General features: G+C 72.9%; 13 protein-coding genes and 1 pseudogene. 6 read left to right on the forward strand and 8 right to left on the reverse strand.

Annotation, left to right across the window (positions count from 1 at the left end; all coding sequences use genetic code 11):
• Positions 1-202: 202 nt before the first annotated feature.
• A pseudogene (locus AC07D6_RS26010) lies at positions 203-652 on the forward strand (family 43 glycosylhydrolase); the annotation flags it as partial.
• A 91-nt stretch (positions 653-743) separates the two neighbouring features.
• Positions 744-1709: a glycoside hydrolase family 6 protein gene (locus tag AC07D6_RS26015; RefSeq protein WP_479048175.1), complete on the forward strand. Its 966-nt coding sequence runs from the start codon at positions 744-746 to the stop codon at positions 1707-1709.
• A 440-nt stretch (positions 1710-2149) separates the two neighbouring features.
• Here the strand turns inward: AC07D6_RS26015 and AC07D6_RS26020 are convergent, their stop codons facing one another.
• Positions 2150-2602: a VOC family protein gene (locus AC07D6_RS26020; protein ID WP_315880580.1), complete on the reverse strand. Its 453-nt coding sequence runs from the start codon at positions 2600-2602 to the stop codon at positions 2150-2152.
• Between the two features lie 21 nt (positions 2603-2623).
• Here AC07D6_RS26020 and AC07D6_RS26025 point away from each other — a divergent pair, with 21 nt between their 5' ends.
• A complete protein-coding gene (locus AC07D6_RS26025; protein ID WP_315880581.1) occupies positions 2624-3226 on the forward strand; it encodes a CGNR zinc finger domain-containing protein in 603 nt (200 codons plus the stop codon).
• Between the two features lie 5 nt (positions 3227-3231).
• A complete protein-coding gene (locus AC07D6_RS26030) occupies positions 3232-3627 on the forward strand; it encodes an SRPBCC family protein (protein WP_479048179.1) in 396 nt (131 codons plus the stop codon).
• 350 nt (positions 3628-3977) lie between these two features.
• On the opposite strand, the gene AC07D6_RS26035 is transcribed toward AC07D6_RS26030, so the two are convergent.
• The 5 genes from AC07D6_RS26035 to AC07D6_RS26055 form a co-directional block, all read right to left on the reverse strand.
• Positions 3978-4748: an NPCBM/NEW2 domain-containing protein gene (locus AC07D6_RS26035; RefSeq protein ID WP_479048181.1), complete on the reverse strand. Its 771-nt coding sequence runs from the start codon at positions 4746-4748 to the stop codon at positions 3978-3980.
• A gap of 341 nt (positions 4749-5089) precedes the next feature.
• Positions 5090-6334, reverse strand: coding sequence for an ornithine--oxo-acid transaminase (gene rocD / locus AC07D6_RS26040; RefSeq protein ID WP_315880584.1), 1245 nt, complete (start codon positions 6332-6334; stop codon positions 5090-5092).
• The gene (gene ddaH / locus AC07D6_RS26045; protein WP_315880585.1) at positions 6334-7134 is read right to left on the reverse strand and encodes a dimethylargininase; all 801 of its coding nucleotides are present in this window, start codon (positions 7132-7134) and stop codon (positions 6334-6336) included. Before ddaH ends, rocD begins: the two co-directional genes overlap by 1 nt.
• 176 nt (positions 7135-7310) lie before the next feature.
• A complete protein-coding gene (locus AC07D6_RS26050) occupies positions 7311-7838 on the reverse strand; it encodes an Lrp/AsnC family transcriptional regulator (RefSeq protein WP_479048184.1) in 528 nt (175 codons plus the stop codon).
• Between the two features lie 425 nt (positions 7839-8263).
• On the reverse strand, positions 8264-9295 hold the full coding sequence (locus tag AC07D6_RS26055; protein ID WP_479048186.1) for an ArsR/SmtB family transcription factor: 1032 nt from the start codon (positions 9293-9295) through the stop codon (positions 8264-8266).
• Positions 9296-9836: 541 nt separating this feature from the next.
• Here AC07D6_RS26055 and AC07D6_RS26060 point away from each other — a divergent pair.
• Complete coding sequence (locus AC07D6_RS26060; protein WP_315880588.1) at positions 9837-10370, forward strand: putative immunity protein; 534 nt, start codon at positions 9837-9839, stop codon at positions 10368-10370.
• Positions 10371-10508: 138 nt separating this feature from the next.
• Positions 10509-11468 carry a 5'-nucleotidase gene (locus tag AC07D6_RS26065; protein WP_479048188.1) on the forward strand — a complete coding sequence of 320 codons (960 nt, stop codon included), beginning with the start codon at positions 10509-10511 and terminating at the stop codon, positions 11466-11468.
• A 255-nt stretch (positions 11469-11723) separates the two neighbouring features.
• Here the strand turns inward: AC07D6_RS26065 and AC07D6_RS26070 are convergent, their stop codons facing one another.
• Both AC07D6_RS26070 and AC07D6_RS26075 read right to left on the reverse strand, forming a co-directional pair.
• Positions 11724-13019 carry a cation:proton antiporter domain-containing protein gene (locus AC07D6_RS26070; RefSeq protein WP_315880590.1) on the reverse strand — a complete coding sequence of 432 codons (1296 nt, stop codon included), beginning with the start codon at positions 13017-13019 and terminating at the stop codon, positions 11724-11726.
• 606 nt (positions 13020-13625) lie between these two features.
• Positions 13626-14342, reverse strand: a complete 717-nt coding sequence (locus AC07D6_RS26075) for a TetR/AcrR family transcriptional regulator C-terminal domain-containing protein (protein WP_479048191.1) — start codon at positions 14340-14342, stop codon at positions 13626-13628.
• Positions 14343-14406 lie beyond the last annotated feature (64 nt).

Here is a 14406-nt window from a genome sequence, read left to right on the forward strand (position 1 = left end):
CCCCGATTTTTGGGCAATGGCCTGCGGTGACTCGGCATCAGAGCTTCACGAATGTTTCGGTAAGGCAGGCGAATCTTGCGAGAGGGGTTGACGGGGTGTGTCGGCCCCCTATCATCCAGGATGCTCGGCAAATCGATCTGAGTTCGGCATTTCGAACTAACTGGAGCTCTCCGCGTCGACGAAGCCAAGGAGAACCCCCCGCATGGAGATGTCATGGCTTCATCAACCCCTCATGTGTCGTCGCACGTTGGCGGCCGGTGCCGGTCTGGCCGCGGGGGTGGTCCTTCCGTTGGCGGGTGCCTCTCGTGCCGCGGGTGTTCCTGGTCGGGGGCCTGTCTCCGCGGCGGCCGGGAGCTTCACGAATCCGGTGGTCTGGCAGGACTTCGCGGACATCGACGTGATCCGTGTCGGTGACACCTATTACGCTTCGGCCTCGACGATGCACTACTCGCCGGGCGCGCCCGTCCTGCGGTCGTACGACCTGGTGAACTGGGAGATCGCCGGCCATTCGGTGCCGGTGCTCGACTTCGGCGCCAAGTACGACCTGAACGGCGCCCGCGGCTACGTCAGGGGAATCTGGGCGTCGTCCCTGGCCTACCGCCCCAGCAACAGGACCTTCTACCGGCTCGGCCAGATCGATATCTTCCTCACCCGCCCCGCCCAGAACAGTTCCTTCCTCAGCGCGCCGCCCGCTCGGGACGAGAGCGTGCGACGCACCCCCACCAGGAAAACGAGGTTCAGTCATGCGTCGCAGAATTCGCGCCTTGGCCGCAGCGCTCTTCGCCCTGCCGCTGGCGCTCGCCGTCGCGCCGTCCGCCCATGCGGCCGACCCGACCACCATGACCAGCGGGTTCTACGTGGACCCCGACTCCAGCGCGAAGAGGTGGGTGGCCGCCAACCCCGGTGACGGCCGGGCCGCCGCCATCAACGCCTCGATCGCCAACACGCCGACGGCCCGCTGGTTCGGCTCCTGGAGCGGCACCATCGGCACCGCCACGGGTGCGTACGTCGGGGCGGCGGACCGCCAGGACAAGCTGCCCGTCCTGGTCGCCTACAACATCTACCACCGCGACTACTGCGGCGGGCACTCCGCCGGCGGAGCCACCTCCCCGTCCGCGTACGCGAGCTGGATCGCCCAGTTCGCCGGCGGGATCGCCAACCGCCCGGCCGTCGTCATCCTCGAACCGGACTCCCTCGCGGACTACGGCTGCATGAACCAGACCCAGATCCGCGAACGCCAGGGCATGCTCAGCGGCGCCCTCGCCGAGTTCAACCGCCAGGCCCCCAACACCTGGGTCTACATGGACGCCGGCAACCCGGGCTGGACGGACGCGGCGACGATGGCCCAGCGCCTCCACGAAGCCGGCCTCCGCCAGGCCCACGGCTTCTCCCTCAACGTCTCCAACTACTTCACCACCGCCCAGAACACCGCCTACGGCAACGCCGTCAACAGCGAACTGGCCGCCCGCTACGGCTACACCAAGCCGTTCGTCGTCGACACCAGCCGCAACGGCAACGGCTCCAACGGGCAGTGGTGCAACCCCTCGGGCCGCCGCATCGGCACCCCCACCCAGCTGGGTGGGGGCGCCGAGATGCTCCTGTGGATCAAGGTCCCCGGAGAGTCGGACGGCAACTGCGGCGTCGGAGCCGGCTCCACGGCCGGCCAGTTCCTGCCCGAGGTCGCCTACAAGATGATCTACGGGTACTGACCCGCGGCCCCCGTGGCCCGGCACCCCCACGTCCCAGGGCCGGGCCACGGGCACACCCGCGCCGTTCCCCGAGTGCGCGGTGGGCCTCGCGGAGGTCCACGGGACGTCCTGGCGGGACCGGCCGTGACCGCCGGCCCCCTCCTCCGCCGGTTCAGTGCGTCGTCGGCCGATGTCCGGTGGCGCGGTTCTCCTCCCGGACCGGGGCGCGGCGGGTCCACCTGCCGCAGACGGCCCTGTTCCCCCGAAGCCGCCGCGAAGTGGCGAGTGGCTCTCCGCGGCGGATCCCAGGCGCTCGCGGTGCCCGGCCCCCCGCGCGGCGCCAGGGTCGGAGGCCCCGCGGCCTACACCGCACGGTACGGCCGGATCGGCTTCCCGAGCGGCGTACGGGACCCGTCCGCGATGCCGGAGAACCAATGCTCCGCAGTGGACCGGGACCGGGCTTACGCCACGCAGAACTCGTTGCCCTCCGGATCCTGCATGATCCACCAGTGCCCGGCCGGCCCTTTGTCCACCTCCCGGACGCGGATCGCCCCCAGGGCTTCCAGCCTGGCCAAGAGCGTGTCGAGGCCGCCGGGTTCGCTGTGGACGTCGAGGTGCAGGCGGTTCTTGCCCCTCTTGCCCTCGGGTACGTCCTGGAAGAGCAGCCGTCGACCGCGGCCGATGCCGCTGGTCTCGTCGAACGGGTCCTCGGGGTGGCGGATCGCGGCATGGCCGCGGAAGGTCTTGCGGCCGCGATGCTCGGTGACCGCCTCCTCGCCGATCTGTCCGGCGGCCAACAGTTGCTCGACGAGAGCGCTGGGGTCTTCCACCTCGTACTCCAGGGCCGCGGCCCAGAAGTCCGCGAGGACGGGTGCGTTCGTGCTGTCGATGACCAGCTTCCAACTCAGTGCCATGTAACCAGTTATATTGGTTACATGGACTCCTCGGCAACCAAGGGGCTGACGCTGCACTCCCACACCGGCGTCGCCTACCGGTTCGACCCCGGCGCGCTGTGCCTGGAACTGCTGACCACCGGCGGCCCCGGTCCCTACCGCCGGTACGAGGTCCTGCACGGGCCCGCCGACCTGGCTGCCTGGGCGGACCGGTCGCGGCTGACTCCGACGCCCGCACTGGACATCTCCGAAGCGGAAGTGGCCGACATGCGGGGGCTGCGCGACGCGCTCTTCCGGGTGATCACGGCCCACACGCGCGGCGAGCCTCACCCGCCCCGCGACCTGGAGGCCGTCAATGCGGCAGCCGCCCGTCCGGCCATGGCCCCCGCCATCACGCCGACCGGGGAGCGACAGTGGGCCGGAACCCCCACTGGAACGCACCTGGCGGCCACCGTCGCCCGGGATGCCGTCGAGCTGCTGACCGGCCCCTTCGCGCACCGCATCCGCACCTGCGCCGCCGAGGACTGCCACCTCGTCTACGTCGACACCTCACGCCCCGGCCGCCGCCGCTGGTGCTCCATGGAGCACTGCGGCAACCGCCACAAGGTCAGGGCGCTGCGCGCCCGCCACGCCGAGGAAGGGTGACCGTCGTGCCCACAGGGCTCACCAAGGACGCCGGCTGGCAGATCGGCGTGTCCCGTACCCTGCCCCATCCCGTGGCCATCGTCTGGGACTTCATCAGCAGCCCCGAAGGCACCGCCCTCCGGCTCGGCCCGGGCACGGTCCTCGCCCCGGAACGCGGCACCCCCTACCGGACGGCCGGAGGAGTGCCGGGCGAGGTGCGCGGCTACCGCCCCGCGGACCGCATCCGCGTCACCCACGGCGCCACCACGGTCCAGGTCGCCCTCGCCCCCGCAGGCGACGGAGCCCGGACGATGCTCCGCTTCCACCAGGAGCACCTGGCAAGCGCTGAAGAGCGCGAACGGCGACGGGCTCACTGGCGGCGCGTCATGGACCAGGTCGCTACCGCCCTCGACCGGCGGTGACCACGGCACGCGACACCTGACCGGAGACCGACCCTACGAGGTGAGGCGGCTCGGCCGCGACGCAGCCCGGCCCGCCGCGCTCGCCGACCGCGGAACAGGGCCCGGACGTACGGCAACCGGCGGCCCCCCTGCACCCGGCCGAGGACGGGGGCCGTCGGCGGCACCCCGGAACGGCTCCCCGCCGCGGTCCTGGCAGCCGGTGCCGGTGGCGGCACCGGCTGGGCGGTGTCAGCGGATGCCACCGTCCGCCGGACCCACCGGAACGCCGCCGGGCCGGGGGAAGGAAGCACCCGGCCGGTCCGGCCCCGGTGGTCGTCCCCTCGGGCACTTCCGCGGCGGGACGAGCGGGATCACGAGTGGAGCGTGGCGTCGGCCAGGGCGAGGACGATTCCGCTGTTGTCGCACTCGCCGGTGGAGCTGATGCGGAGTTTGACGACCCCGGTCATGTCCACGGTCACGGTCTGCGGCCGGTTGATCTCCGTGCCCACGGTCTTCCTGACCCGGTCGTCGCCGTACACCATCACCTTGATCAGCTCGGCCGTGCCGTTGTCGTCCAGCCCGACGGTGAAGGTGAGCGACCTGTACCGCTCGTTGATGCTGTACTCGATGGACGTGCTGTCGCAGGGGTAGGTCAACGCCATGGCGTGCTCGTAGGACTTCGCCCCCATGGTCACCGACTGGATGTGGAACGCGTCGCCGCCGCGGATGGGGGAGAGGTCGGTGAGCGGCACGGCACCCGAGGGCAAGGGCGCCGGACTCGACGGCTTCGCCGCGCCGTCCTCGCCGGAGCCGGAGCCGGAGCCGGACGGGGACGGGTCCGGGTCCGGGGCGGGCGCCGTCACCGTGACCGTCGCCGTGGTCGTCACGGTGGCCGTCAGGGTGCGCGCGGTGGGCGAGTTGACCACCGTCGGGAGGCCGAAGAAGCCGAGGAGGACACCGGCGACGGCCGCGAGGGCGGAGATCAGCGCCGCGACCTCACCGAGTGTGCGCCTGGGCGGCGGGGCGGGCGCGGGGGACGGAGCCGGGCCGGGCGGAACCGGTGGGCCCGGTACCGGGGCCGGTGGTGGGGGCGGCGGATCCGCGGGAACCGGAGGAAGCCCGTTCGACGACGCTCCACTCACGCTCTGCCCCCTTCGGACGCGACCGGACCCACCACATTGAACCCGAACACGCCCGGGAGAGACAGAGTCCCGCCGTACGAACGCCTCCTGCCCGCGGTCCGGGCGGAAGCGGTGGACGGCGCTCGGCCCCGACGCGCCGGTTCCGGGACGGGCGCCGGCACCGGCGTCCGGGGCGGGTACTCGGTCCGAGCCGCCGGTGGGCCCCTTCGGGGCGGTGCCGCCCGGTGCGAGGAACTCCACCCGCACCCGGGGCGGGCCGGACGGCTCACCGCCGACCGCCGGATCACCCGTACCGCCGGGTGCCCGTACGGCGTGGACACCGCCCGACCCGGGACGGGCCCCTACGCCAGGACCTTCCTCAGGGCTTCGAGCGCGGTGTGGAGTTCCTCCTCCGTGATGGTCAGCGGCGGCGCCAGCCGGAGCGTGGACCCGTGGGTGTCCTTGACCAGCACGCCTTCGGCGAGGAGGCGCTCGCTGATCTGCCGTCCCGTGCCGATCGCGGGGTCGATGTCCACGCCCGCCCAGAGGCCGCGGGCCCGGTAGGCGATGACGCCCGTGCCGGTGAGCGCGGCCAGGCCGCGGTCCAGTACGTCGCCCAGCTCGGCGGCCCGCCGCTGGAACTCGCCGGTGGCCAGCAGGTCGAGGACCGCCGAACCGACCGCGGCCGACAGCGGGTTGCCACCGAACGTCGAACCGTGGTCACCGGGCCGGAGCACGGAGAGCACGTCGCGGTGGGCGACCACCGCGGAGACCGGGACGATGCCGCCGCCCAGGGCCTTGCCCAGGAGCAGGACGTCCGGCACCACCGATTCGTGGTCGACGGCCAGCGTGCGGCCCGTGCGCCCGAGGCCCGACTGGATCTCGTCGGCGATGAAGAGGCACCCCAGGCGCCGGGTCAGTTCGCGGACGCCGGTGAGGTAGCCCTCGTCGGGGATGACGACGCCGGCCTCACCCTGGATGGGTTCGATCAGCACGGCCGCCGTCGTCTCGTCCACGGCCGCTTCCAGCGCGGCGAGGTCGTTGTACGGGACGGCACGGAAGCCGGGGGTGAAGGGCCCGAACCCCGCACGGGCCGCCTCGTCCGTGGAGAAGCTCACGATCGTCGTGGTGCGGCCGTGGAAGTTGCCGTCGGCGACGACGACGGTCGCCCGGCCCGGTGCGACGCCCTTGACCTCGTACGCCCATTTGCGGGCCACCTTGACGGCGCTCTCCACGGCCTCGGCGCCGGTGTTCATCGGCAACACCATGTCGAGGCCGGTCAGCTCGGCCAGGCGCTCGGCGAAGCCGGCCAGCCGGTCGTTGTGGAAGGCGCGCGAGGTGAGGGTGACTTCGTCGAGCTGGCGGTGCGCGGCTTCGACGATCGCGGGATGGCGGTGCCCGAAGTTGAGGGCCGAGTAGCCGGCCAGCATGTCGAGGTAGCGGCGGCCCTCGACGTCCTCGACCCAGGTGCCCTCCGCCCGGGCGACGACTACGGGCAGCGGGTGGTAGTTGTGCGCCACTACCGGGGCCTCGGCGCGGATCAGCTGCGCCGACGAACGTGTCCCGGAGGCGGACCCGGACGCGGGGAAGGTGGTGGGGCTGGTCATCAGCGGATCTCCTGAGTGCAGCACTTGATGCCCCCGCCGGCCTTGTGGAACTCCGAGAGGTCGACGGGGACGGGGACGTATCCACGGTGGGCGAGCTGGTCGACGAGGTGGTGGGCCTGCGGGGCGACGAAGACGTGGCGGCCGTCGGACACGGAGTTGAGGCCGAACGCCAGGGCGTCCTCCTCGGTGGCGATCAGCGCGCGCGGGTACAGCCGCCGGAGGACCTCGCGGCTGCCCGGGGAGAACGCCGCCGGGTAGTACGCGACGTCGCCCGCGCCCGTCCCGTCGCCCTCACCGTCCTCCTCGCCGAGGAAGAACAGCGCGGTGTCCAGGTGGTAGAAGCGGGGATCGACCAGGTCGAGGCTGATCACGGGCCTGCCGAAGAACTCCTGCACCTCGCGGTGGGCGGCCCGTTGCGTGCGGAAGCCGGCGCCGGCGAGCACGAACCGGCCGGCCGGGACGAGATCGCCCTCGCCCTCGCAGACCGACCGGGGGGTGTGGACGTCGTAACCGGCCGCCTTGAACCAGGTCGCGTACGCGGCCGACTCCTGCCGCCGCTCGGGCGCGCGGAAGGACGAGCCGAAGACCCGACCGTCCACGACGAGGGCCGCGTTGGCCGCGAACACCATGTCGGGCAGGCCCTCCACCGGAGCCACCGTCTCGACCGTGTGGCCGTGGTCGCGGTAGGTCTGGACCAGGTTCCCCCACTGCTCACGGGCGAGCGCGCGATCGACCGGCGTGTCCGTGTCCATCCACGGGTTGATGGCGTAGCGCACCTCGAAGTAGCGGGGCTCGCACATCAGATAGCGCCTGCGACTTCGGCCGCGGCCGAGCGGGGCACGTCCTACGGGCACGGGGAGCTCCTCCGCTTCCTGCGGCGACGATCGGGGGTCCTCCCACCGTAGGAAGGGGCCGATGCATCCGACAAGAAAGGGAAACTGCGCGCATACGCAGGAATGCTGCGTGGACCGGCGGTTCAGGGCAGGTTCGTTGCGTCACCCGTTGTGCCGTCGGGGACGGCGACCGGCGCGGACTCGCTGGCCCCCGCTTCCGGGCTCTCCGGCAGCAGGTGGGACAGCACCATGTAGCTGATTGTCTTGCGGATGAAGGGCTCGCTGCGGATCCGCTCCAGCACCTCCTCGAAGTGCTCCACGTCGGTGGCCCTGACGTGCAGGAGCGCGTCTGCGGCCCCGGTCACCGTCATGGCCGCCGCGATCTCCGGGTACTTGCGCGCCACCTCCGCGATGCGCCTGGGCGGTGCCGCGCTGTCGCAGTACACCTCGATGTACGCCTCCGTGCGCCAGCCGAGCGCGGCGGGGCGGACCGTGGCCCTGAAGCCCGTGATCACGTCGGTCTTCCGCAGCCGGTCCACCCGGCGTTTGACGGCGGTGGCCGACAGGCCGACGACCGCGCCGATCTCGGCGAAACTCGCCCGGGCGTTCTCGATCAGGATCGCGACGATCTTCCGGTCGAGCTCGTCGAACGGAGGGGACTTGTCGGTCATGGCGGGCGATCTTCTCCTCGTGCCGCTCCGGGCAGGGGCCGTCTGCCTCCCCATCTTGCCGGACCGCCTCGTACCGGACCGGGCCCTCCACTCCGGCACCGCGTCCAGCGCTCCCGCACCGGCCGCGACGAGGGCCCGTCCGGGTCCGGGACGAGTCCGGTGGGCCGCGCCGGGCCTCGACCGGGGCCGCCTGCCACCGTACGGTTGCGGCTGCTGCCCGGTTGTACGGTCGTACGGCGGGCCCGGCGGCTCCGGCCGCCCGCGCCGCGGGAGACCTGCGCCGACCGCGCGGGGAAGGGGCCGGAGACGCCGCGCCCGCGGAGCCCGCCCCGGGAGGATCCCGCCTTCCTCCGGTACCGGGCACGGGCCGCCGGCTGGTCCCCACGGCACGGCCAGGGCCTCGACGGGCAGCGGGCGGTGCCGCTCTACGCGCTGCCGGCGGACGACGGGGTGCCGTTGAGCAGTGTGGTGCCGAGGGGGGTGAGGCTGTGGAGGACGGCGCTGCCGTGCCGGGTGGTGGTGATCAAACCGGCCTTCCGCAGCACGGTCGCGTGTTCGCTGGCGGAGGCAGGGGACACGGAGAGCCGTTGGGCGAGCCGGCCGGTGGTGCAGGGGCCTTGGCCGATGGCGTCGAGGGCGCGGGCGCGGGTACGGCCGAGGAGCGACTCCAGCGCCCTCAGTTCGGCGGTCCCCCTGGGCGTCAGCACGGCCGCGGCGTCGGCGATGGTGCGCACGACGGGGAAGAACAGCAGCACGGGTGCCTGGGGGTTGACAGCGCTGACGAAGTTGGAGACGAGCCTCGTCTGGCAGAAGACGGAGGGCACCAGGGTCAGGCCGCGGCCGGCGGGCCGGGACTCCCCGACCGACTTGCCACGCCCGACCTCCAGGACGGGCGGGCGCCAGCGGAACCCCGGAGGCAGCGCGGAGAGCATCGCCTCCACCCCGTGCTCGGCGAGGATCCGGGCGTAGCTGGTCTGTTCGGCCTGTAGGCGCGCGAGGACGCGCGGCCAGTGGGGAAGCACCGCGGCCCGGTGGTAGGCGTCGATGAAGTCCAGCAGGCTCTGCCGGTCGGCCCTGTCGTGTGCGGGATCCCCCCAGTCGGCGCCGGACCAGGCGGGTGCGTGCGGGAAGTAGCGGGCGTGGCTCTCCCCCGCGCCGACGATCTCGGCTTCCACGTGGCGCGGATGCGCCGCCCGCAGGGCTTCCATGCCCTCCTCCAGGGAGGCCGCGCGCCCGGTGAGCGTGAACAGGTCCAGGACCTCGTCCCGGAAGAGCGCCGCGGCGGGGTGGCGGGCGGCGGGAATGCCGTGGGTCCGCCGGTGCCAGCCCGCGAACGCGGGCGGCGGGTCGTGCCGCTGCAGGGTCATCAGGCTGAAGAACGTCTCGCCCAACGGTCCCCAGGTGGTCGCCACGCGGGTCTTGGCCAGGTCCTCCCTCGTGAGGTGGATGCGCAGCACCGAGGCCCTCCTCGCTCGCTCGTCGAAGAGGCCACTCTCCCGTCGCGCCCCCGGCACGGCCAGACCCCTTCACGTCAGGCGCTTCGGCGCTGACCGAAAGGCTTCGCCCCCTGTGCGCGGGGCGCGCAGAATCTTCGGTGACGGCCGGCGGCGCGGCACGCCGCACCGGGGGAAGCGGCACACGAGAGCCGCCGGCCGTCCGGGGGACCGGCCCCCTTCCCGCCCCTCGGGGCGCCACGGGCGAGACGCGGGGTCGGGGCGGTCCGCGCGGCTCCGACGCCGGCCGCGCGGGGCGCGGCAGCGGGTTCTCCACGTGGCCCCGCGCGTACGCGAACCATCCGGGCCTCCACGGGCCCTGTGCCGATCGCCGCGGGCCGGCGCGGGTGCCGCGTACCGCACGGGCCTGGGGCGCGGCAGCCGCGGAGGGCCTCCGTCAGCGTCCTGGACGCACCCGCCCGGGCTCCGCGGCCGGACGACACGAGGGGGAACACCCGTACGCCCTGCCGCCTCGTCGTCTGGCGCGGTGGTCGAAGATGGGACCATGACAGGGGAAGCGGGCGAGGTCGTTCTGAGCAAGCAGGACCTCCGCGAGGTCACCGCGTTCGCCGCGGCGTGCGCGGAGGCGGTACTCGAGGTGTTCGAGGCCGATCAGCCGGACGACTCGCGGCCGCGGGACGCGATCGGTGCCGCCTGGGAGTTCGCCCGGGGCGGTGAGCGGGGGAAATCCCTGCGCGACACGGCGTGGGCGGCGCTCAGGGCGGCCAAGGGCGCGGACACGGCGGCCGCGCGCGAGGCAGCGTGGGCGGCGATGTCCGCGGCGGGCGCGGCCTACTTGCACCCGTTGGCCAAGGCCACCCAGGTCAAGCACATCCTCGGCGCGGGCGCCCACGCGGCCAGAGCGGCCGAGCTGCTCGCCGGCGACGACCGGGCCGTCGGCGCCGAACACGTCGAGCACGCGGTGCGTCGCGCGACCCCGGTCGTCGTCGACGTGCTCGAACGCTTTCCGGCGGCACCGGCCGGCGGCGGACGGGTCGGCGAGTTGATCCGCATGCTGGACGCCGGCCTCCGTCCCTGACCACCGCTGGACCCCCTCGGCACCCGGCCGGCCCCCCGGCGTTCGACGGCGGCACCACCGGACGCCCGAACCCGACCGGGCCGGTGTGACGATGAGATGATCGGGGGTCAAGGGAACGGACTGGACAAAGGGGTTGCCGTGGCCGCCTACGACCTTGAGAACCGGCTGGTCATCGGTATCGCCTCCAGCGCGCTTTTCGACCTCGCGGAGTCGGACGCCGTCTTCCGGGAGCAGGGCGAGGACAGCTACCGCGCCTACCAGGAAGAACACCGTGACGACACGCTCCGCCCCGGAGTCGCGTTCCCGTTCATCCGCCGGCTGCTGTCGCTGAACGACCTGGGCGAGGAAGACGACCCCTTGGTCGAGGTCATCGTCCTCTCCCGGAACGACCCCGACACCGGGCTTCGCGTCATGCGCTCCATACAGGCCCACGAGCTGCCGATCAGCCGGGCCGTCTTCATGCAGGGCCGCTCGCCCCACGCGTTCATGCCGGCCCTCAACATGTCGCTGTTCCTGTCGGCGAACGCCGGCGACGTACGCGAGGCCGTCGCGGCGGGACTTCCCGCGGGCCACGTCCTGGGAGGGCCCTACGAGGACGACGTCGACGACCGCGACCTGCGCGTCTCCTTCGACTTCGACGGCGTCCTCGCCACCGACGAGTCGGAGCGGGTCTACCAGACGGGGGGCATCGAGGGATTCCGGGCCCACGAGGTGCTGAACGCCGCCGTCCCGCACGATGCGGGACCGCTGAAGGACTTCCTCGCCAACATCAACCGCATTCAGCGGCGGGAGGAGGAAAAGCGCCGGAAGGACCCCGACTACCGGATCCGCCTCCACGTGTCGCTCGTCACCGCGCGCAACGCGCCCGCGCACGAACGGGCGGCGATGAGCCTGAAGCGGTGGGGGCTGACGGTGAACGACGCGTTCTTCCTCGGCGGCATCGACAAGGGCGAGATCATGAAGGTCCTCAAGCCGCACATCTTCTTCGACGACCAGGCGAGCCACCTGGCGAGCACCTCAAGGACCACGCCGAGCGTCCACGTCCCCTTCGGGAAGATCAACGAGCAGGTCGCCGAGGCCGTCCGGCCGCCCGCCTGACCCCCTCCCCGTACCGGAGCCACGGGGACCGGCTCGCAGCCGGTGGTCCGGAGCCGGGCCGCGGGGCCGGCGGGCTGCCTCGCCGCCCCGGCCGGCAGGCCCCCCGGCGGAGGGCCGGGTGAACCCGCGGTGCCACGTGGACGCTCGGCGGTGGGAGACGGGGACCCCCGTGCGGAGCCCGCCGGGGGCCGTGCCGCGCGGGGGTCCCCGCCGTGATCGGCGCGCCGGTGCCGACGGCGCGCGTGGTCGGTGCGGCTACGCGGTGGGACCTGCCGTGCGTTCGGGCGCGGTGGTGGCCTTGGCGGCCCCGGGGGGCGCGTCGGTGCCGGTGTCGACGAGGTCGTCGCCGGTGGGCCGCCCCAGGAGCCAGGTCAGCAGGGGGCCTGCCATCGCGGTCGTCACCACGGCCATGACGACCATGAGCGAGTAGAGCTCCTGCTGGAGGAAGCCCAGTTGCAGGCCCACGTTCAGGACGATGAGTTCGGTGAGGCCGCGGGTGTTCATCAGGGTGGCCAGCGCGGCTGACTGCCGCACCGGCATCCGGTTCAGACGGGCGGCGGCGAACGCGCCGATGAACTTTCCGCCCACGGCCACCAGCAGGATGAGGCCGAGGTCCCCGAGCCCGCCCGCGTCGAGCCCGGAGAGGTCGACCCGAAGGCCGGCGACGAGGAAGAACACGGGCAGGAGCAGCGTGCCGCTCATCTGGCCGAGGCGGTCGTGCACGTCGCGGCGGAGCTGCTCGGTGCCGGAGCGCGGGAGGACGACGCCGAAGAGGAACGCGCCGAAGATGTAGTGCAGGCCCAGCCACTCGGTGGCGGCGGCGGACAGCAGCAGGCCGGCGAGGATGCAGGCGAAGACGGTCGGGGTGAGCCGGAGCGAGGCCCGGCGCTCCGCCATCCGGCGCAGCGCGGGACGCAGCAGGAACATCATGCCCAGCAGGTACGGGACGGCGAGCAGGATCCGCCACTCGTCGGCGCCGGCCGAACCGCTGAGGGCGACCACGGCGGCGAGCAGGAACCAGGCGAGGACGTCGTCGATGGAGGCGCAGGCCAGGGCCACCACACCCAGGGGAGTGCGGGCCATGCCCCTGTCGGTGAGGATCCTGGCCAGCACCGGGAACGCGGTGATCGACATGGCGATGCCCATGAAGAGCATGAACGCCGTCCTGTCACCGGTGCCGTGGTCTTCCATCAGGTAGAGGGCCAGGGCCGCGCCGAGGCCGAAGGGCAGCAGGATGGAACTGAGCGAGACGCTGGGGGCGATGGCCCCGCTCCCCCGGATCAGGGCCGCGTCCCACTCCAGCCCGACGATGAACATGAAGACGGCGACACCGACCGCGGCCAGGGCGCCGAGCAGGGGCCGTATGGTGTCGGGTAAGAGGACGTCGGATATCGCCCCGTGGAAGAGGGTCGGCCCCAGCGCGATGCCGGCGAGCACCTCGCCGATCACCGCCGGTTGGCCCAGGCGTCGGGCCAGTGCTCCGAGCAGCCGTGCCAGGAGCACCATGGCGGCGAGGCCGACGAGGAGTGAGATGGTCTGTTGCGTGGTCATGCGATCCGTTTCCGTCCGTAGCGCTCCGGCCCGCGGCCTCGTGTGTCGAGCGAGGCGGGGCTGGATGGGCAGGTGGGCTGTCTGAGGGCAGGGCGGGCGGCGGGGCCCGTCCCTTCGCGGGGACGAGGTGTGGCGGATGGGGCGCCGGATGCCGGACCGACGCGGGGCACTCCCCGAACGTCACGATCATGGCAAGCGCGCGTGGCGGTACCTTAGAGGAGCACCCGCCGTCGGCGGGGCCGGCGAGCAGCACAGTTGAACATCGCGCCCGAAGCGCGGGGACGGGCTTGCCGCTCCGCGGTCCGCCCGAGGGGCGCGCAACTGCCCGCAGGGGCGCATCGCCTTCCCTTCCCGGCGAACCGAAAGGTCCGCGTCTTCCTCGTCCGTCGCCGATCGCCCATAGTAGGAACGGACCTCGGGAGGTCGCAGGTCGTTCCGCGCGAATGACGTGAACGGGACGGGAACCACGCGGTTTCGGACAGCACCCGTCGACGGGTGTCGACCGCGCGAGCAAGCCGCTCCCCACCGATCACGCCCGCGGTCGGCCCCGGTCCGGGAGGCGCCGGCCACCGGTGAGGACGGACGCGGTGACGGGGGAGGGCGGGATCAGTCGGCGTCGAGGCCGTCGACCAGGCGGTTGAGGAACCGGGTGAACGTGGCTTCGGGGGCGAGGGAACGGCCGGGAGCGGAAAGCGCCTCGGCGAGTTCCGGGTGACGGCCGTCCGCGGCGACCGCGGCCAGGTAGCGCGCCTCGGCTGCGGCCCGTTCCGAGGACCGTGAGGCCGCTGCCTGCGCGATCTCGTGGGTGACGTGTCCGGCCACGAACGCGGTGAGCTGGGCGAACACCTCCAGCTTCGCCGCGCCGTCCAGCCCGGTGGGACGCAGCGCGGCGAGCGCGCGTTCCAGGAAGGCCAGCGTGTTGGGCCCCGGAACGCGACGGGTGGACAGGACGGCGGGCAACCAGGGGTGGCGCAGCATGTGGGCGCGCTGGAGGTGGGCGATGGCCTTGAGGTCGGCGCGCCAGTCGCCGGTGGGCGCGTCCGTGACCGACAGCTCGCCGCTGACGTGGTCGACCATCAGCTCCAGCAGCGTCTCCTTGTCGGGAGCGTAGCTGTAGAGCGACATGACCCCGGCCCCGACCTCGGCGGCCACCCGCCGCATGGTGACCGCTTCGAGTCCCTCCGCGTCCGCGAGGGCGACGGCCGCCGCCGTGATCACCTCACGGCTGAAGGAGGGTCTGCGGCCCCTGCGGGGCTCGGCGGGACGCAGCCAGAGCTGTTCGGGGTCGACGCCCGCGGCGCCGGACCCTCCGTCGTGGGGCACGGTCTCGCGCTCCTTCCCCTGGTGGTCGAGGCGGCTCCTGCGGAGGCCATCCAAGCATGCCGTA

It is taken from the genome of Streptomyces sp. NPDC045287, assembly GCF_056432325.1.